The sequence below is a fragment of the Microcystis aeruginosa NIES-843 genome, from assembly GCF_000010625.1.
Classification (GTDB): domain Bacteria; phylum Cyanobacteriota; class Cyanobacteriia; order Cyanobacteriales; family Microcystaceae; genus Microcystis; species Microcystis aeruginosa.
The window spans coordinates 1,250,483-1,268,841 of record NC_010296.1; the positions used below are offsets into that span (position 1 = coordinate 1,250,483).

The window sequence follows — 18,359 nt, forward strand, 5'->3', positions numbered from 1 at the left end:
TCAGGTGGTAATGGGTCTAGCAGCGCGGGTGAATCAGACAGTAGTAACTGATAACGTCCGAACGTCTGAACGTCCTCCCTACCCCGCTACGCACTCAGGGACTCATGGGGGTTTGTTGAAGACGGCTGTTGGCCAGGATCTCTTATAATGGGGAAGTCGGAATGTTTTTTCTTCCTATGCCAGTAAGCGCTGAAGCTCTTAAGCAAGACTTGGATCGACTGACTGATAATCAGCTTCAGCAAGTAGCTGATTTTATTGCCTTCTTAAAGTTTCGCAGTCAGCGTCATCAGGCTGTCCTCGATCCAATGCAACTGGCCGATCTGTTTGCGGAGTTTGCTAATGAAGATCGCGCCTTTGCTGAAGAAGGTATGAATGACTATGCAGTAATACTCCATCAAGAAGACCAATGATCACTAATCCTCTGAAACGGGGTGAAGTCTGGTTAGCCGACCTCAATCCAACTCAAGGTTCTGAAGAAGCGGGCATTCGTCCCGTCATCATTTTCCAGAATGACCTTGTTTCCCAGTTCTCAACTACGATCATTGCTATTCCGCTCACCACCAACCAACGTCGCGCTGCTTTGCCTATATGCTTACTGATAGAACAAGGTAATGGTGGACTCGGCCAAGATTCTGTTGCCCTATGTTTTCAGATGAGAGTGCTGGATAAAACTCGTTTGATCCGCACACTGGGACAACTGAGTCCCGAAATAATTGCCCAATTGGAAGAAGTGGTTTTGCTAACCTTAGGATACGAGTCCTAAATGTGGAATTAAATGGAATTCTTAAGCAATCCCAAGTTACAGTTGAGGAGTTTATTGAGCATCTCTAGTGTCTAAATAGGTCTTGCGGCGGATAGCCTCAACACCCAAACCAAACTGCGGACAGTAAATTAGTCAATAAAATGTCAAAAATTAAAAGTCCTCTGCGTTATCCAGGGGGGAAATCCCGGGCAATTAAGCAAATTATGCCGCAAATTCCTGTCAATATTAGGGAATATCGAGAACCTTTTTTTTGTGGGGGTTCTGTATTTTTTGCTGTTAAGCAACTCTTTGGACAACAAATAAAAACCTATTGGATTAATGACTTAAATTATGATTTATATTGTTTCTGGCAATGCGCTCAAGAAAATATTGAGTTTTTGGTAGCAAAAATAACAGAAATTAAACAGAAATATGATAAGGGACGAGAATTATTTCAAGATTTGACAAGGGAAGATTTAAAGTTAACCGACTTTGAGAAAGCGGTGCGTTTTTTTATCTTAAATCGGATGACTTTTTCGGGAACAGTCGATTCCGGGGGTTATTCCCAAGCGGCTTTTAACAGTAGATTTACTGATTCATCAATTGCCAGATTAACGCAAATTGCGCCGTTATTATCATCGGTAAAAATTACTAACCAAGACTACGAAGAATTATTATTTGCTGAGGGAAAAGAAGTTTTTATCTTCCTCGATCCCCCCTACTATAGTGCCACAAAATCCCGTTTATACGGCGTAAGAGGGAATTTACATACCAGCTTCGATCATCAACGTTTTGCCGATAATATGCGTCAATGTCAGGCTAAATGGTTAATTACCTACGATGATTGTCCAGAGATACGAAAACTCTTTGATTTTGCCCATATTATCGAGTGGAATCTTCAGTATGGCATGAATAATTATAAACAAGGAGCGGCGGCATCTGGTAGAGAATTAATGATCAAAAATTATTAGTGCGATGCCGAAGGCACTGGGTAGCAGTAAGCTAATCTTATATGTTGGGTTGACGACTGTACTTCATCCTATTAATTTAACCATTGGTGCAAATCTTCTAAATCCGAAAAATCCAATAAAGCAAGAGCTAAATTATCCAATTGATTAGGATTTAACTGTTTAATTTTTTGTTCTACCTTTAAAGGAATAGAACCTAGTTTTAAGTTTAGCTGACGCAAAATTAGGCTTTTTTTAGCCGATAATTCTCCTTCCTCTCTGCCTTCCTCTCTGCCTTCCTCTCTGCCTTCCTCTCTGCCTTCCTCTAAAGCTTCTTGATAAACCTTAGTTTCTCTTAAATCACTTAAACTAAACATAGCTTCTATCTCCTTACGGTTTAATTTCGGTAATTTATAAATGAGAATTGTCTCAATTAATTCTAGAATGTCCTGTCTTTTTAAAGACTCCTGAAATTGTTGTCTAACTTGTTGAATCAGTTCTTTTCCTTGGGCTAAGGTGTTTGGTTCCGATTCCACAATTAATTGTAACACTTTTACCCCCAGAGAATCCCCCTCATCTAATTGATTCAGATAATAACAGTTAACCCGTCCTGACTCAAAGAATTCTTGATAACGAGATTTGGGACTATTTTCAATTCCAGGATGAGGATGAATGATCACCCCTTGCCAATTGTTATTACTCTCACTTTGATGAAAATAGAGAAATATTTCACTAAAAAAGCGCGAGTAAAACCGTTCATCTTTTTGAAATTGTACCTCAACAAAGTAAATCGGTTCATTAAGGTTATCAGGAAGAAAGACCCCATCTAAACGAAAAGCGAGTTGTTTAACTTCTAGGGAGGAAAATTGATAATGATTGACGGTTTCAGGGGGAAGATTCAGCAAATCAAAGAAACTTTCAGGAAAAGTCTGAAAGAGACGATAGAAAATACTGTCCGTTTTCACTCAATTTTGTCCCTCAATGACTTGTGGTACTTGTTCAATATCTAAGTCTAAAGTTTGGGCAATTTGTTCTACACTTCACCCTAAAGCCAATAAACGGGGAATAGAGTTTAATTTAGCGGTTAATGCTCCTTCCTCTCTGCCTTCCTCTAAAATATCTTGATAGATGACTGATTCTCTCATAATGTCACTCCGAAGGATTTTTTTTATCGTCTCTCGATTGTAATTCTTCGATCGCGTCGGGGGATAAATCAGTAAATCGGGCAATTTCTGAGATAGGAAAACCAGCAGATAGCATTTTTAGAGCAATTTGTCGGGCTTTTTCTTCTTTACCTTCCTCTTTGCCTTCCTCTCTGCCTTCCTCTAAAATATCTTGATAGATGACGGATTCTCTCATAATGTCACTCCGAAGGATTTTTTTAATCGTCTCTCGATTTAATACTAACCCAGCGAGAATACTGGTAGCGGCGGCGAGATTGCTTTGCACCTGTTTTTGAGAGATAAGCTAAACGGCGCTTAACCTGCATGATCCAACAGCTATAACCCTTTTGGAGTCTATATCGGTGATCCGAAGTAAAAGCCGTTTAGCTTAGTTTCTAGAGAACGGGACACCTGACTTAACACCTGTTCGGGATCATCGGTATTGCTGAGGACGGCAAAGGGTAATAAACCGGGTTGATGGAAAAATTGTGGCGTATTTTCTTCCCAAAGACGGATGACTTGGAAGGAATGAAAGGTTTCCCCCAGACGGAAAGTATTTTCTTGCACTAGCGGGGAATCACTACGTCGCAGATAAATTACCACTTGACGCATTGGTTTTTGGGGATGACGACGATAGACGCGAATGCGATAATCGAGCATTCGGAAAGGAATCTTGGAGTCGGGGTCGGTTTGAAACTCGGTATGGAGAATTAATTGCTCTGACTGCAAAAAAATCAGAGAATCGGCACGAATGGGGTCTAATTGTCATTCCGTCGGGTCGAGGACGGTTAAGGGGAGGGGAGAACCCAATAACCAAGTGGCTAGATCATCGGAGAAGTTTTCGGCAATAAATTTACAAATATTATCAAACATCGTCAGGGATTACTTTCCGTTTCTCCTAGGATACCCTCGGTCGCCGGTGTTCACATCCTGTATTCGCCGTAACTGTTGCCGAGGAGAATCGTAGCGCAGAATACATTATAGGCAAAATTCAATTCTACTCATCGACTAAATTGTATGGATATCGGCAAATTTGTCACATCTTCCCAGAAATTTCTTGACAATTGCTAGAGGAAAGGGTATATTAGGGGCAGATTTTCTGAAGTTTTATGTCCCTATCTAAAGTTATTAATCATGGGGGGCGGGAGAAGCGTAGCTTATCAAAGGCTCTGCTGAAATCCTTTTCCCTAGTCACGGCCACTGCGATCGGATGTATTAGTGTCGCCACCAGTGCCACTGCGGCCAGTTTTTCCTTCGCTTTCGGTAGCCAAGGTACGGGGAACGGTGAGTTCGAAAGCCCCCGTGGTATCGCCGTCAGTAGAAGTGGTGATATCTATGTAGCCGATACGGATAACAATCGGGTACAGGTATTCAACTCTAGTGGTGTCTTCCAGTCCGCTTTCGGTAGCTTCGGTACGGGGACCGGTCAGTTCCGAAGCCCCTACGGTATCGCCGTCAGTAGAGGTGGTAATGTCTATGTAGCCGATACGGACAACAATCGGGTACAGGTATTCGACTCTAGTGGTGTCTTCCAGTCCGCTTTCGGTACCAATGGTACGGGGACCGGTCAGTTCCAAGGCCCCTACGCTATCGCGGTCGGTAGCAGTGGTAATGTCTATGTAGCCGATACGTTCAACAATCGCATACAGGTATTCAACTCCACTGGTGTCTTCCAGTTCGCTTTTGGTAGCTCCAGCCCCTACGGTATCGCTGTCGGTAGCAGTGGTAATATCTATGTAGCCGATACGTTCAACAATCGCATACAGGTATTCAACTCCACTGGTGTCTTCCAGTTCGCTTTCGGTAGCCAAGGTTTGGGGAACGGTGAGTTCAATAGCCCCTTCGGTATCGCTGTCGATAGCAGCGGTTATATCTATGTAACCGATACGTTCAACGATCGCGTACAGGTATTCAACCCCAGTGGTGTCTTCCAGTCCACTTTCGGTAGCTTCGGTACGGGGAACGGTGAGTTCAGTCTGCCCTACGGTATCGCTGTCGGTAGCCGTGGTAATATCTATGTAGCCGATACGGCCAACAATCGCGTACAGGTATTCAGAACGCCCGAACCTTCTAGTATTATCGGATTAGGCATACTAGGGGGGGGTTTAGTGGTGCGTCGCCTCGCTAAACGTGGTTAATCGGTGTGGAGTGGGGAGACGGTTAAAATTTTCCTAATTCCCCACCCTTTGCGGTTAAAAGCTTTAATTGTCCTGCTGCCTTTGTAATTCCTCGATCGCGTCGGGGGATAAATCAGTAAATCGGGCAATTTCTGGGATAGGAAAGCCAGCAGATAGCATTTTTAGAGCAATTTGTCGAGCTTTTTCCTCTTTGCCTTCTTGCAATCCTTCTTGTCGTCCTTTTTGTAGTCCCTTTTCCTCGCCTTCCTCTAAAATATCTTGATAGATGACGGATTCTCTCATAATGTCACTCCGAAGGATTTTTTTAATCGTCTCTCGATTTAATACTAACCCAGCGAGAATACTGGTGGCGGCGGCGAGATTGCTTTGCACCTGTTTTTGGGAGATATAGTCATTTCAAATAAGTGTGAGACGAGGGAAAAATAAGGTAAAATCAAGAGAAACGAGCAACCCATACAGAAAAATGTCTTATAGCCTAGACTTGAGAAAAAAAGTAATCGATTATGTAGAGAATGGGGGAAGCATAACCAAAGCCGCCGCTCTATTTAATATAGGAAGAGCGACGATATATAGATGGCTAGGTAGGGAAAAACTGGAAGCAACAAAGGTAAAACACCGTCAGAGAAAGCTGGACTGGAAAGCACTGTCAAAAGATGTCCAAGAAAATCCCGAGGCAAGATTAAGAGACAGAGCCGAGAAATTTGGAGTGAGACCAAGTGCCATTTGCTATGCCTTAAAAAACATGAAAGTTACCAGAAAAAAGAAGGAACTTCGTTATAGAGAAAGAAACCGAGAAGAAAGAATGAAATACTACAGAGTGCTGAGAGAATTGATTAAAATATATGGAAGTGAAAGCCTTGTATTTATTGATGAGTCAGGGTTTGAAGAATTTCAAGCCTGTTTTTATGCTTGGTCAAAAAAAGGGAAGAAAGTCTTTGGAGATAGACAAGGAAAACGAGGAAAAAGAGAGAACCTTGTCGCTGGTAGAAGAAAGGGAAAAAAAGACTTTATTGCACCGATGGTATTTACGAGAAGCCTGAATGCCGAAGGTTTTGAAGGGTGGTTATCTTTATATTTGTTGCCCTCTCTAACCATAACATCAGTATTAATTATGGATAATGCACCAATTCATCGGAAGACAGTCATTAAACAACTGGTAGAGGAAGCAGGTCATCAGGTCGTGTTTTTGCCAAAATACTCTCCTGATTTAAATGATATCGAACATGATTTTAGTGCATTAAAGAGGGCAAGAATGTATGCTCCTGTGGGGACACCCCTTGATGAAATTATTCGTACTTATTGTGTCGCCTAGTGTCTCGTTCTTATTTGAAATAACTATAGTTTCTAGAGAACGGGATACCTGACTTAACACCTGTTCGGGATCATCGGTATTGCTGAGGACGGCAAAGGGTAATAAACCGGGATGATGGAAAAATTGCGGCGTATTTTCTTCCCAAAGACGGATGACTTGAAAAGAATGAAAAGTTTCCCCCAGACGGAAAGTATTTTCTTGTACTAGCGGGGAATCACTACGTCGCAGATAAATTACCACTTGACGCATTGGTTTTTGGGGATGACGACGATAGACGCGAATGCGATAATCGAGCATTCGGAAAGGAATCTTGGAGTCGGGGTCGGTTTGAAATTCAGTATGGAGAATCAATTCCTCTGACTGCAAAAAAATCAGAGAATCGGCGCGAATGGGGTCTAATTGTAATTCCGTCGGGTCGAGGACGGTTAAGGGGAGGGGAGAACCCAATAACCAAGTGGCTAGATCATCGGAGAAGTTTTCGGCGATAAATTTACAAATATTATCAAACATCGCGAGCGTTCTGCCTTTGTAATTCCTCGATCGCGTCGGGGGATAAATCGGTAAATTGGGCGATTTCTGGGATAGGAAAGCCAGCAGATAGCATTTTTAGGGCAATTTGTCGAGCTTTTTCTTCTTTTCCCTCCTCTTTGCCTTCCTCTTTGCCTTCCTCTAAAGCTTCTTGATAAACCTTAGTTTCTCTTAAATCACTTAAACTAAACATAGCTTCTATCTCCTTACGGTTTAATTTCGGTAATTTATAAATGAGAATTGTCTCAATTAATTCTAGAATGTCCTCTCTTTTTAAAGACTCCTGAAATTGTTGTCTAACTTGTTGAATCAGTTCTTTTCCTTGGGCTAAGGTGTTTGGGGAGCATCTCACTTACGCGATAAGTAATTATACTTAGCCTAAAAGCCACTCTTAATCGTGTCTTGGAACGAAATAGAGGCTTTTAAAGACTGCGTACATGGAGAATTAAAACAAGAATTACCCTCGAAAAGCCTATTTTTCCACTAAGTATTTATGCTCATTGCAAAGGTGAGATGCTCCCGGTGTTTGGTTCCGATTCCACAATTAATTGTAACACTTTTACCCCCAGAGAATCCCCCTCATCTAATTGATTCAGATAATAACAGTTAACCCGTCCTGACTCAAAGAATTCTTGATAACGAGATTTGGGACTATTTTCAATTCCAGGATGAGGATGAATGATCACCCCTTGCCAATTGTTATTACTCTCACTTTGATGAAAATAGAGAAATATTTCACTAAAAAAGCGCGAGTAAAACCGTTCATCTTTTTGAAATTGTACCTCAACAAAGTAAATCGGTTCATTAAGGTTATCAGGAAGAAAGACCCCATCTAAACGAAAAGCGAGTTGTTTAACTTCTAGGGAGGAAAATTGATAATGATTGACGGTTTCTGGGGGAAGATTGAGCAAATCAAAGAAACTTTCAGGAAAAGTCTCAAAGAGACGATAGAAAATACTGTCCGTTTTCACTCAATTTTGTCCCTCAATGACTTGTGGTACTTGTTCAATATCTAAGTCTAAAGTTTGGGCAATTTGTTCTACACTTCACCCTAAAGCCAATAAACGGGGAATAGAGTTTAATTTAGCGGTTAATGCTCCTTCCTCTAAAATATCTTGATAGATGACGGATTCTCTCATAATCTCACTCCGAAGGATGTTTTTAATCGTCTCTCGATTTAATGCTAACCTGGCGAGAATACTGGTGGCGGCAGCGAGATTGATTTGCACCTGTTTGTCGAGGACGGTTAAGGAGAGGGGAGTACCCAATAACCAAGTGGCTAGATCATCGGAGAAGTTTTCGGCAATAAATTTACAAATATTATCAAACATTGCGAGCGTTCTGCCTTTGTAATTACTACCATCCACATCAATAAATTCAAGATTACTTGCTATCAATTCCTAAACAATTAAGCTAAATAAACCCCCGATCATTAGTAAAAGTCTTTGATTTCATGGTAATCTTTGACCCAAGCTTACGAAATATTATATCACCGATTAAGATAGATCATGATTTAATCTTGTTTTAAGTTCACAAACATAATTAACGGTAGCATGATCTGTCTTAATAATTAACTTTACTTCAGCCAATAATTGACCAGATATATAGGTTTCATCTTGAATAGTTTCCTGAAAATTAGGTAAGGATTCCAGACAGGTCAAATATTTATGAAATAGGGGATGTTTGGGCTACATAAGCAATAGAAAGTTACCTTTTCTCTAAAATTAGTAAATATTCGGATTTCATGCCATCAGGATTTTTATTCTTGCGAGATTTGAATAATTGTCTGGTTTTAATTCTATCCTCAAAGACGCTATCAAAAATAAAGCCATTTTCCTGAAAATATTCCTGTAATATTCGCCAAGTTTCTACTTCCACCCCATCCACTTTCGGATTACCCACAAAAATGCAAGCTTTCCCAGCTTGTTTTAATTTTCTGGTGGCATTTTCTAAAGCATTGATAGTGTGACAAAAATAGGAATCGAGTATTTTATGTAAATTCTCTTTCTCTAAACTCGATCTCACTTGATTTAAGGTTTCGGTTTCGATTAATCTGGTAGCCTGTCGGTAGGGAATTTCTAGCTTAGAGATTTTTTGCACTTCTTTTTCTGTATATCCTAACCAATATAAATCTAGTTTTGCTGTTCTGATATATTCCTGTGCTTGCAGATAGGGGGGGGAACTAATTAAACAATCTAACTCTAGATTTTGATCGATCTCAAAAGTGGCACTATCTACTCCCCCATAAAAAAGCACCTGATTACAATTATGCCAAGTGACGGCAATATATTGATTAACGCTGGTTAAAGTTTCAAAACTCATCTCTTTAATCGTTCGTTTTAATTCCTCTTGCCAATCTCTTTGTAATAGTTCTTGTATATCTGATTTTTTGTATTTCGATTGAAATAATTTAGGTTTGGTATGTTCTGCATAGGAAAACTGTTTACTAACTTTCACTAAAACCGCTTGAATGATCTGGGAATATAAATCAGGTTCTAGATTTTTTTGACCTGCCCAAAGTTTCTGTAAAACTGCTAAAATATCCTCTGGATACCAATAGTTTAAATTTGACCACTGAGGGATAAATTTATCCTTGCTGGCAAAAACTTCTAAGATTTTTTTATCTAACTCTGAGTAACTCAATTGTTCTTGGTGTTCTGTGATCTTAATCGGTATAATATGGTTTAAAAGATAATTCAGGTCAGTTAAAACTGCATTTCTTTGACAAAGTTTAGCCTCTAAACCCACCGTACCAGAACCAGCAAAAGGATCGATAATCCAATCATCCTTTTTGGTGTAATTATCAAGACAAAATCTCACCACTTGGGGAATAAATTTGGCAGGATAATAATAGATGCCATGGGTTAGATAACTGGTGCTGGTGATTTCTGGTACTAAATCTCGAAAAGAAACTAATCGCGGGGTTCCCCGATTAAATTCTTCTAAATTATTAAAATCGAAAAGTTCTAACTGCATGATTCGGCTATCAATTCTTCCTAGGGTAGGCCAGCCAATTAAAATAAAGATTAAAACCGTAGCTGATCAATATTCTAACTTATCGTCCCTTAACCTAACCGAGAACTCAACTTTTTTACTTTTTACTTTTTACTTTTTACTTAACGTGATATACTGCCAGAGGAAAAAATGACGTTTTAATTAGTCTGCGTGAATAGCCAATCCTCGACGATCATAGAACAGGTTAGAGTCCTTGACCCCCTGACACAAACCGATCGCATTGCCGATGTCTGGATTGAGGAGGGGGTAATTAAAGCGATCGAATCTCAGCTTCCCCCAAGAGAAAATAGTAACTATATTTCCGGTCAAAACTGTATTTTTGCTCCCGGATTAGTCGATCTCTACAGTCATTCTGGGGAACCCGGCCACGAGGACAGAGAAACCCTTGCATCTCTGATCCAAGCTGCCACGGCCGGAGGCTGCACCCGGTTGGCAATTCTCCCCAATACTCTCCCCCCCCTCGATCACCCCGCACTTATTAGCACATTACAGCAAAAAAGTCAAGGGTTTTTTGACTCAAAATCGACTCGTCTGCATTTTTGGGCAAGTCTCACCCTAGGAAGGCAAGGGCAAAAAATGACGGAATTAGCCGATTTAATGCCTGTAGCGGTGGGTTTTACCGATAATCGCAGTCTGGAAGATTTGGGACTGTTGCGGCGCTTATTGGAATACCTAAAACCCTTCGGTAAAAATATCGCCCTTTCCCCCGTAAATCAGCAATTAAAGGGTAATGGAGTCATGCGTGAGGGAGAAACCTCGATTCGCTTCGGTTTACCGGGGGATCCTGCTATTTCCGAAACCACTGCTTTAGCCACAATTTTAGAAATCGTCGGCGAAATTAATACACCTGTTCACCTAATGCGAATTTCTACCCGTCGAGGAGTGGAATTAATTCGCGAGGCAAAAATGCGGGGATTGCCGATAACCGCTAGTGTGACGTGGTTGCATCTGCTCTTAAATACAGGATCGATCGCCAGCTATCATCCCAGTTTACACCTCGCTCCACCCTTGGGCAACGAAAGCGATCGCAAGGCGTTAATTGCGGCAATTAAGGAGGGAATTATCGATGCAATCGCGATCGATCATCGTCCCTATACCTACGAAGAAAAAACCGTCTCTTTTGCAGAAGCACCCCCCGGCGCGATCGGGTTAGAATTAGCTTTACCGCTACTCTGGGAAAAATTAGTAATAACTGGGCAATTATCAGCTTTACAATTGTGGCAAGCGCTTAGTCTCAATCCCTGTCATTGTTTACAACAAAAACCGGCATCTCTCAACCCCGGTAATCCCGCAGAAGCAATTCTTTTTCATCCCCAAGCAAGCTGGAAAGTAACAGCAAATAATCTTCACTCCCTCAGTCACAATACTTTCTGGTTAAATCAAACAATTACGGGAAAAGTCTTAGAAATGTGGAATTTTTAAAGGGTGGCCAATTTCTATCTTGAGACTCTCCTAGTTTTTTGGATAATGATCAGCTAGAATTCTAGAGAAAACTAGAGTAATGACATGGAAAAAGAACTGGTATCGGAAAAGCGCGGTTATCTGCTTCGCACGGTGGCAGAAGCTAAAGAAATTGTCCTTAATTGGTTGCGAGAAATAAATTTAGTTAATGCGATTAAATTAGGTTTACCAGAAGTGGATGACAGATATCATATTTGGCGAATTCCTCTATGTAATGAACAGAAAAAAACCGTTGGGGAAGTGGTGATAGATGCCTACACCACCGAAATTTTAGCCGATAGGACAACCCGCACTGAAATTATTATCGCTCGTCTGTTAAAACAGGATGAATCTAAATTAGAAAACCGCAAGAAAACCAAAAAAGAATACAAGCTTTCTTCTCTGAGAAATACGATCGGATTTGGTGATTGTAGTGAACTTTTGGAGGAAATGCCCGCAGAAAGTGTTGATTTAATCTTTACCTCACCACCCTATTTTAATGCTCGCCCGGAATATTCGGAATTTGAAGAATACGAAACCTATCTATTGAAGCTGCGACAGGTGATCAGAAAATGCCATCGAGTTTTGAGTGAAGGACGTTTTTTTGTCATTAATATTTCTCCCGTGCTGTTGCGTCGTGCTTCCCGTAATCAAGCTTCTAAACGTATTGCTGTCCCCTTTGATTTGCATCGAATTTTTGTTGAGGAAGGTTACGATTTTATTGATGATATTATTTGGCTAAAACCAGAGGGAGCAGGGTGGGCAACTGGTAGAGGGCGCAGATTTGCCGCCGATCGCAATCCTCTCCAATACAAAACTGTGCCGGTGACTGAATACGTTTTAGTCTATCGTAAACACACGGATTTACTCATCGATTGGCATATTCGTAATCATCCAGATCAAGAAGTAGTAAAAGCCTCAAAAATTGCCGATGGTTATGAACGCACTAATGTCTGGAAAATTAACCCAGTCACTAACTCAAAACATCCCGCCGCTTTTCCCGTAGAATTGGCAGAAAAAGTGATTACCTATTACTCTTTTAAAGGTGATGTGGTTTTAGATCCCTTTGCTGGTTCAGGAACCGTGGGACTAGCGGCCGCTTCTTTAGATAGACGTTTTGTTTTATTCGAGAGTAATTTTAATTATATTGAACTGATACGAAAGCTAATTACTGAAGGCAATAAGACTGATTTAGACTCAGTTATTTTGCTTAATTGTCCGTTAGAAAACTAACAATGAGCGAGGTAAACACCATGACAGCCAGTAAAAGTCACGCTTATTTTACTCCAAAAGACTATCTGGAAATAGAGAAAATTAGTCCCATTAAACATGAATATATGCAAGGGCAAATCTTGGCGATGGCGGGGGCCAGTAAAGCCCATGTTATCATCACAGGTAATCTTTCAGCCCAATTAATTAATCATTTACGGGGTAGTGGTTGTCTTGCCTACGCTACCGATATGAAAGTGCGTCTCCCTAGCTTAAATATCTTCTATTATCCCGATTTTGCCATTACTTGTGACCAACGAGATCGAGTTTCCCAGGAAGATTTTATCCTGCATCCGCGAGTGATTATCGAGGTTTTATCCGACTCCACGGCAGCCTTTGATAGAGGCGATAAATTTGCCGATTATCAAACTATCCCTGAATTAGAGGAATATCTATTGATCGAGCAAAAACAAGTCCTAATCGAACAATATCAACGTCAATCTAATAACCTCTGGATTCCCCATATTTATCACGCGGGAGATTTAATCACTATTAACTGTATTAACTTTTCTTGTCCGATAGAAATTCTTTATCAAAACCTAGAAATTCTTAGCTAGAATCTTGGCCGTAAAAATAGTCAAATGGGGTCAGGTATTATAGGAGAAATTTGCCCTATTTCCTAACCCCCCAACAACTTAGATAATTAACCCCTTTGTCGAGTATTGATCACCTCACCGGCTGCATTAACTAACTCTAGCTGTAGCGGCATTTGTCCCATAGCGTGAGTGGAACAACTTAAACAGGGATCATAGCAACGAATACCCGCTTCCACCCGGTTTAACATCGCTTCGGGAATTTCGCCACCATGGATATAATGTTGGGCGATTTGTTTCACCGTTTGATTCATGGCCAAATTATTATTACCCGTGGCAATAATCAAATTCACCGTTTCAATCAAACCATTTTCATCCACTTTATAATCATGGAATAAAGTACCCCGGGGCGCTTCACTAACTCCCACCCCTTGCAGATTATTAATTCCTGCTTCGGCGCGGCAGCGTGGAGAAACTATATCGGGATCGTCGATTAAAAGTTCGATACGCTCTAAACAGCCTAAAATCTCCACTAATCGGGCATAATGATAGTAAAAAGAAGAGGTGGCTACACCACCGACCCGATGGCGATATTCCCGTAACTCGATATCCGCTCCCTCCGTGCCAAAATGGGAACAAACATTTAAGCGCGCCAACGGACCAACCCGATAGATACCGTTGGGATAACCGAGGGGTTTATAGTAGGGAAACTTTAAATAAGACCATTTTTCTACTGATTCGCCGATATAATCGCGATAATTGTCTTCGCTGAGGTTATCGGCCACAATATTGCCTTGACTATCGGTAAAACGAATATGACCGCCGTAGTGTTCCCACTCGTCCCGTTTACCGACCAATCCCATAAACAGGGAAGGGAAATTACCAAAAGCGGCGATTTCTGTGGTTAAATTGTCTAGAAGTCCTTTAAATAGGTTTAAGGCCGTGTAAAGAGTCGCTTTAGACTCCGGCAGTCGTTCTTTAATCCATTGTCGCCCTTCTTCGCTCAGGGGAGAACGCACACCTCCCGGGACAGACCAAGCGGGGTGAATTTTTTTTGCTCCCAAAAGTTCAATAACTTTCTGTCCAAATTGACGTAAACGGATGCCCGCTCGCGCTAGGTCGGGATCGGCGGCGATTAAACCGAAAATATTCCGTTTAGCGGCGTCACTTTCCCAACCAAGCAGAAAATCGGGACTGCTAAGATGGAAAAAGCTTAAAGCATGGGATTGGGTTAACTGTCCCAAATTCATCAAGCGCCGCAGTTTTTCCCCCGCGGGGGGGATTTGCACCGCTAGAATTTTATCACCAGTTTTGGCGGCACAAAGTAGGTGACTAACGGGGCAAATGCCGCAAATTCGGGCAGTAATTCCCGCCATCTCCCACATCGGCCGTCCCTCGCAGAATTTCTCGAAACCGCGATACTCGACCACATGAAAACGCACGTCATCCACTTCCCCCCCATCGTCAAGGAAAATCGAGATCTTGGCATGGCCTTCGATCCGGGTGACGGGATCGATAACGACGGTTTTAGTCATAGTAAGTCCTCATTGTTCAGGAGTTCCACAGAACGGTATTGTGGAGAGTGCGATCGAGCTTGGTTTAGACGATAATTTATCCCGATCTCCGCCCTGCTGTCTCTATGATAGTTATTACCCCCCTAGCAATCCTAATTTTTATAACAATTTTTCCCGATTCTCAATCGCGGCTAATTTGGCATTTTGTAGCAAATACTACAGAAAATAGTTCGGAAATCCGCAATGATTATCTCTCCCTTTGCTGGTGTTGATCGGTCATTATATATATAGAAGTCGGTTCTCGTCTGTTAGTTTTCAGCCTGGTTCTGCTTTGCTCTCAAAGCTGAGGGCGAAAGGGTCGAAAGTCGGCCAGATTGTTTACAGCTAATCGGGAAAATAACCTTTTTGTCCTGTAATCTTACCTAACAGTATCAGCGGCACTGCCGAGGATTCAGGAAAAAGCGACCCAAAAACAAGCGATTGTAGTTGATAGTCCTACACTATAATACTTTTGTTCTGGATGTTGAGAAAAAAGCATAAACTTAACATCATACCAAAGAATGAATTAACTTTGAACCTTTAGGGGATTGCCCGCGTCTAAAAGCGCAGGATACAATCAAAGAAATTCCGATCAAACTCATACCGACTTCAGATAAGCCAGACTCACCCGCGAGTCGGAATAGTAACAGACTTTTTCTGTGTCAAGGAGTCACCACCAAACCAATGCCCACCGCAAAAACCAACCAAACTCAATCACAGCCCACCCTCAATGCCGATATGGTGCGTACCTATCTGCACGAAATTGGGCGAGTTCCCCTCCTAACTCACGAACAAGAAATTATTTACGGCAAACAAGTCCAACGGATGATGAGCCTGTTAGAAACGAAAGAAGCACTATCGAAGCAATTAGGACGGGAACCAGATCGCTTGGAGTGGGCGGATTCGGTGAATTTAAGCGAAAATGAACTGGATCGCGCCTTGAAAACCGGCGATCGAGCTAAACGGAAAATGATTGAAGCTAACCTCCGCTTGGTGGTTGCGATCGCCAAAAAATATCAAAAGCGGAACATGGAATTCCTAGATCTAATTCAAGAGGGTAGTCTGGGATTAGAAAGAGGTGTAGAGAAATTTGATCCCACCAAAGGTTATAAATTTTCTACCTATGCTTACTGGTGGATTCGACAAGCAATTACTCGTGCGATCGCTCAACAGGCCCGCACCATTCGTTTACCCATCCATATCACCGAAAAACTGAATAAAATCAAAAGAACCCAGCGCGAACTCGCCCAAAAACTGGGGAGAAGTGCCACTCCTGCCGAGATTGCCCTGGAATTAGAGCTAGAACCCGCTCAAATCCGCGAATATCTCAGTATGGCCCGTCAACCCATCTCCCTTGATGTGCGCGTCGGCGATAACCAAGATACGGAATTGTCGGAATTATTAGAAGATAGCGGAGTGTCTCCCGATACCTTCATCACCCAAGAATTATTACGGCAAGACTTAGCCAATCTCCTGGCCGAATTAACTCCCCAACAACGGGAAGTGATTACTCTCCGTTTCGGTTTAACCGATGGCAAAGAGTTATCCCTAGCCAAAATTGGTCAGAGAATGAACATCAGTCGGGAACGAGTGCGACAATTAGAACACCAGGCCCTGGCTCATTTACGCCGTCGCCGGGCCAACGTCAAGGAATATATTGTCGCTAGTTAGTAAAATTAGCCAATAATCAAAAAGGAGAGCTTGCGCTCTCTTTTTTTTGGTTTTATTAACTAATCTTAACAAAAAAAAGGGGGAATTCTTCAAGTTTCGTTAACTGCAAGATCGATACAATGTTAATTTTTATGTCAATTGCAATCCGTCTTGACAAAATCTTTAAAAATATGTCCAACTTTGTAGAAAAAATCTGGGTAGCTTTGTCAACTTTTGTCCATTTTTCTTCATAAAATACACCCAAAAAAGACTTAAATTTAAACCAAAAAATACATGAATCCGCTTGATTTTAAAAATACAATTATCTATACTTCAGGCAAGTTGAGTGAGAAATATTTAAGGAATAAATTGAGTCCTTAAATCTCTTTGTCTGACCATTGAAATAAACAGATGACTGGCGTATAAACCAGACTCAACTCTTGGCAGGGTAAGAGCATCTTCTTTGTAAGCGATTCCGCTTTAATTGGACACAAAAATCATTAAGGAGATAGTTATGATGAATGAAAAATATGGCTCTTCTGGGCGAGTGAGTCACTCAATCAAGATCGCTCTAGGTTTTGCTCTAGCCGGTGCCGTTGCTTTCCCGGCAGCAACTCAGGCCGCGACTAATGCCCAAAAACAAGCGGCGATCGATTCTGGCTTGGCCTGGCTGGTAACCCAACAGCAAGCTAATGGGAAGTGGATTTACAACGGAGGTAGTGGAGATGTTGCCGCAACTGGCGCTGCCCTGCTGGCATTTATCGAGGAGGGAAACACCCCGACATCGGGAACCTATAGCACGAATGTGACTAACGGACTGAATTACCTGTTCAGCAACGCCCAAAGTGCGGGTGTGGGGCTGAGGTTCGGTCCCAACGATAACAATCAGGTTTACAACACGGGGTTAGTCCTGCCTGCTATTATCAAGGCGGCTCCCCTGAGTACGGTGATTAGCTCGACAAACCCCCTCGTCAACGGCAAAACCTATGGCCAGGTGGTTCAGTCGGCGATCGATTACCTGGCTGACGCACAGAATGACACTGGCACTGGGGGTTATGCTGGCGGCTGGCGCTATACGCCCAACTATGGCAGTTCCGATAACTCGGTCTCCCAATGGCCGGCCCTGGCAGGGTTGTATGCTCAAGGGGCAGGTATTACCTGGCCTACCAGTGTGAAGAATCTGCAACTGAACTGGATCGACTACAGCCAGAATGACACGACGGGCGGCTTGGGCTATACTGATCCTAACAGTACAACTCCCCTGCGGACGGGATCGGGATTGGTACAGATGTCCGCTGCTGGCCTAGGTACTAGCAGTTCCCGCGTCCAGAATGCCCTAACCTATATCAACAATAATTGGCAAACCTTTGGAACTACTGGTACTTTTGGCGACTACTACGGTATGTGGGCAGTCTATAAGGGGTTAGAAAGCACTATCGGCCTGGACGATACGACCACAATTACTAACCTCTACGGTCAGGGAACGAATCTCCTCGATCCTGGGAGTACCTGGAACTGGTGGGAGGAATTTTCCCAATACCTTGTTGACAACCAAAACGGTTCTGATTATTGGTCTGGCGGCTCCTATGGCACTGCGCCTATGCAAACAGCCTGGGCGATTAATATGCTGCAAGCAACCCAGATCCCAGGACCGGAACCTGAAAAAGTTCCTGAACCTACTTCAGTCTTAGGCTTACTTGCCATCGGTGCTTTGGGTGCAGGTTCGGCTTTGACGCGCAAATTATTAAAGAGGGTCTGCTGAAAAAGTTTTTCCTAGGGGCAGGGTGTAGGGTGTGGGGTGTGGGGTGTGGGGTTTTACCCATTTTCATCGGGTAAATTACCTAATTTTCAGGGAAAAAGTCCCGGAATTTTCCCCCCGACCACTCCCATATCTGGTACTTTTTGATTGACAAAAAGTCTAAAAGTCTTACCCAACAAGGTTTTTAGATTTATTCAGCTAACCCTACTTAAACATCGATCACTAAAAGCGATCGCACTCAATCAATGCAGTGCGATCTTTTTGAACGTCAGTCCTCAGCCTTGAGAGACTTTGTACCTCACCGATATGA

At 42.2% G+C, this 18,359-nt stretch carries 15 protein-coding genes and 5 pseudogenes; 10 read left to right on the plus strand and 10 right to left on the minus strand.

What is annotated here, in order from left to right:
- The first annotated feature begins 161 nt into the window (after nt 1–161).
- The 3 genes from MAE_RS06165 to MAE_RS06175 all read left to right on the plus strand — a co-directional run bounded on the left by MAE_RS06165 (nt 162) and on the right by MAE_RS06175 (nt 1,713).
- Nucleotides 162–410 (plus strand): hypothetical protein, encoded by a 249-nt coding sequence (locus tag MAE_RS06165; RefSeq protein ID WP_012264813.1) that lies wholly within the window; start codon nt 162–164, stop codon nt 408–410.
- Entirely contained in the window at nt 407–763 is a 357-nt protein-coding gene (locus MAE_RS06170; protein ID WP_012264814.1) for a type II toxin-antitoxin system PemK/MazF family toxin, read from the plus strand. Before MAE_RS06165 ends, MAE_RS06170 begins: the two co-directional genes overlap by 4 nt.
- Before the next feature lie 140 nt (nt 764–903).
- Entirely contained in the window at nt 904–1,713 is an 810-nt protein-coding gene (locus MAE_RS06175) for a DNA adenine methylase (RefSeq protein ID WP_012264815.1), read from the plus strand.
- Between the two features lie 71 nt (nt 1,714–1,784).
- Here the strand turns inward: MAE_RS06175 and MAE_RS06180 are convergent, their stop codons facing one another.
- Entirely contained in the window at nt 1,785–2,654 is an 870-nt protein-coding gene (locus MAE_RS06180) for an Rpn family recombination-promoting nuclease/putative transposase (protein WP_041803873.1), read from the minus strand.
- 184 nt (nt 2,655–2,838) lie between these two features.
- Nucleotides 2,839–3,605, minus strand: a pseudogene (locus MAE_RS34760) (Rpn family recombination-promoting nuclease/putative transposase).
- Nucleotides 3,606–3,961: 356 nt separating this feature from the next.
- Here MAE_RS34760 and MAE_RS06195 point away from each other — a divergent pair.
- Nucleotides 3,962–4,990 carry a 6-bladed beta-propeller gene (locus MAE_RS06195; protein WP_012264821.1) on the plus strand — a complete coding sequence of 343 codons (1,029 nt, stop codon included), beginning with the start codon at nt 3,962–3,964 and terminating at the stop codon, nt 4,988–4,990.
- A 63-nt stretch (nt 4,991–5,053) separates the two neighbouring features.
- On the opposite strand, the gene MAE_RS06200 is transcribed toward MAE_RS06195, so the two are convergent.
- Nucleotides 5,054–5,362, minus strand: coding sequence for a hypothetical protein (locus MAE_RS06200; protein WP_231859732.1), 309 nt, complete (start codon nt 5,360–5,362; stop codon nt 5,054–5,056).
- Between the two features lie 91 nt (nt 5,363–5,453).
- Between MAE_RS06200 and MAE_RS28680 the strand changes: the two genes are divergently transcribed.
- Nucleotides 5,454–6,302 carry an IS630-like element ISMae21 family transposase gene (locus MAE_RS28680; RefSeq protein ID WP_012264307.1) on the plus strand — a complete coding sequence of 283 codons (849 nt, stop codon included), beginning with the start codon at nt 5,454–5,456 and terminating at the stop codon, nt 6,300–6,302.
- A 24-nt stretch (nt 6,303–6,326) separates the two neighbouring features.
- On the opposite strand, the pseudogene MAE_RS06210 reads toward MAE_RS28680, so the two are convergent.
- From MAE_RS06210 to MAE_RS06235, 6 genes and pseudogenes are all read right to left on the minus strand, one after another.
- Nucleotides 6,327–6,812 (minus strand): annotated as a pseudogene (locus MAE_RS06210) (Rpn family recombination-promoting nuclease/putative transposase); the annotation flags it as partial.
- Nucleotides 6,805–7,170, minus strand: a pseudogene (locus MAE_RS06215) (DUF2887 domain-containing protein); the annotation flags it as partial. The pseudogenes MAE_RS06210 and MAE_RS06215, both read right to left, overlap by 8 nt.
- Nucleotides 7,171–7,360: 190 nt before the next feature.
- Nucleotides 7,361–7,801 (minus strand): annotated as a pseudogene (locus MAE_RS06220) (Rpn family recombination-promoting nuclease/putative transposase); the annotation flags it as partial.
- 126 nt (nt 7,802–7,927) lie between these two features.
- A pseudogene (locus MAE_RS31745) lies at nt 7,928–8,161 on the minus strand (hypothetical protein); the annotation flags it as partial.
- 165 nt (nt 8,162–8,326) lie between these two features.
- The gene (locus tag MAE_RS06230; RefSeq protein ID WP_012264827.1) at nt 8,327–8,491 is read right to left on the minus strand and encodes a hypothetical protein; all 165 of its coding nucleotides are present in this window, start codon (nt 8,489–8,491) and stop codon (nt 8,327–8,329) included.
- A 46-nt stretch (nt 8,492–8,537) separates the two neighbouring features.
- Nucleotides 8,538–9,806: a DNA methyltransferase gene (locus MAE_RS06235; RefSeq protein ID WP_012264828.1), complete on the minus strand. Its 1,269-nt coding sequence runs from the start codon at nt 9,804–9,806 to the stop codon at nt 8,538–8,540.
- 189 nt (nt 9,807–9,995) lie between these two features.
- Between MAE_RS06235 and MAE_RS06240 the strand changes: the two genes are divergently transcribed.
- From MAE_RS06240 to MAE_RS06250, 3 genes are all read left to right on the plus strand, one after another.
- Complete coding sequence (locus tag MAE_RS06240; protein WP_012264829.1) at nt 9,996–11,267, plus strand: dihydroorotase; 1,272 nt, start codon at nt 9,996–9,998, stop codon at nt 11,265–11,267.
- Nucleotides 11,268–11,351: 84 nt separating this feature from the next.
- Complete coding sequence (locus MAE_RS06245; RefSeq protein WP_012264830.1) at nt 11,352–12,518, plus strand: DNA-methyltransferase; 1,167 nt, start codon at nt 11,352–11,354, stop codon at nt 12,516–12,518.
- Between the two features lie 20 nt (nt 12,519–12,538).
- Nucleotides 12,539–13,111, plus strand: coding sequence for a Uma2 family endonuclease (locus MAE_RS06250; protein WP_012264831.1), 573 nt, complete (start codon nt 12,539–12,541; stop codon nt 13,109–13,111).
- A gap of 86 nt (nt 13,112–13,197) precedes the next feature.
- Here the strand turns inward: MAE_RS06250 and MAE_RS06255 are convergent, their stop codons facing one another.
- Entirely contained in the window at nt 13,198–14,622 is a 1,425-nt protein-coding gene (locus MAE_RS06255) for a Ni/Fe hydrogenase subunit alpha (protein ID WP_002798537.1), read from the minus strand.
- Between the two features lie 702 nt (nt 14,623–15,324).
- Here MAE_RS06255 and MAE_RS06260 point away from each other — a divergent pair.
- Both MAE_RS06260 and MAE_RS06265 read left to right on the plus strand, forming a co-directional pair.
- Nucleotides 15,325–16,311 (plus strand): RNA polymerase sigma factor, RpoD/SigA family, encoded by a 987-nt coding sequence (locus tag MAE_RS06260; RefSeq protein ID WP_012264833.1) that lies wholly within the window; start codon nt 15,325–15,327, stop codon nt 16,309–16,311.
- 463 nt (nt 16,312–16,774) lie between these two features.
- Nucleotides 16,775–18,052 carry a prenyltransferase/squalene oxidase repeat-containing protein gene (locus tag MAE_RS06265; protein ID WP_231859733.1) on the plus strand — a complete coding sequence of 426 codons (1,278 nt, stop codon included), beginning with the start codon at nt 16,775–16,777 and terminating at the stop codon, nt 18,050–18,052.
- Nucleotides 18,053–18,359 lie beyond the last annotated feature (307 nt).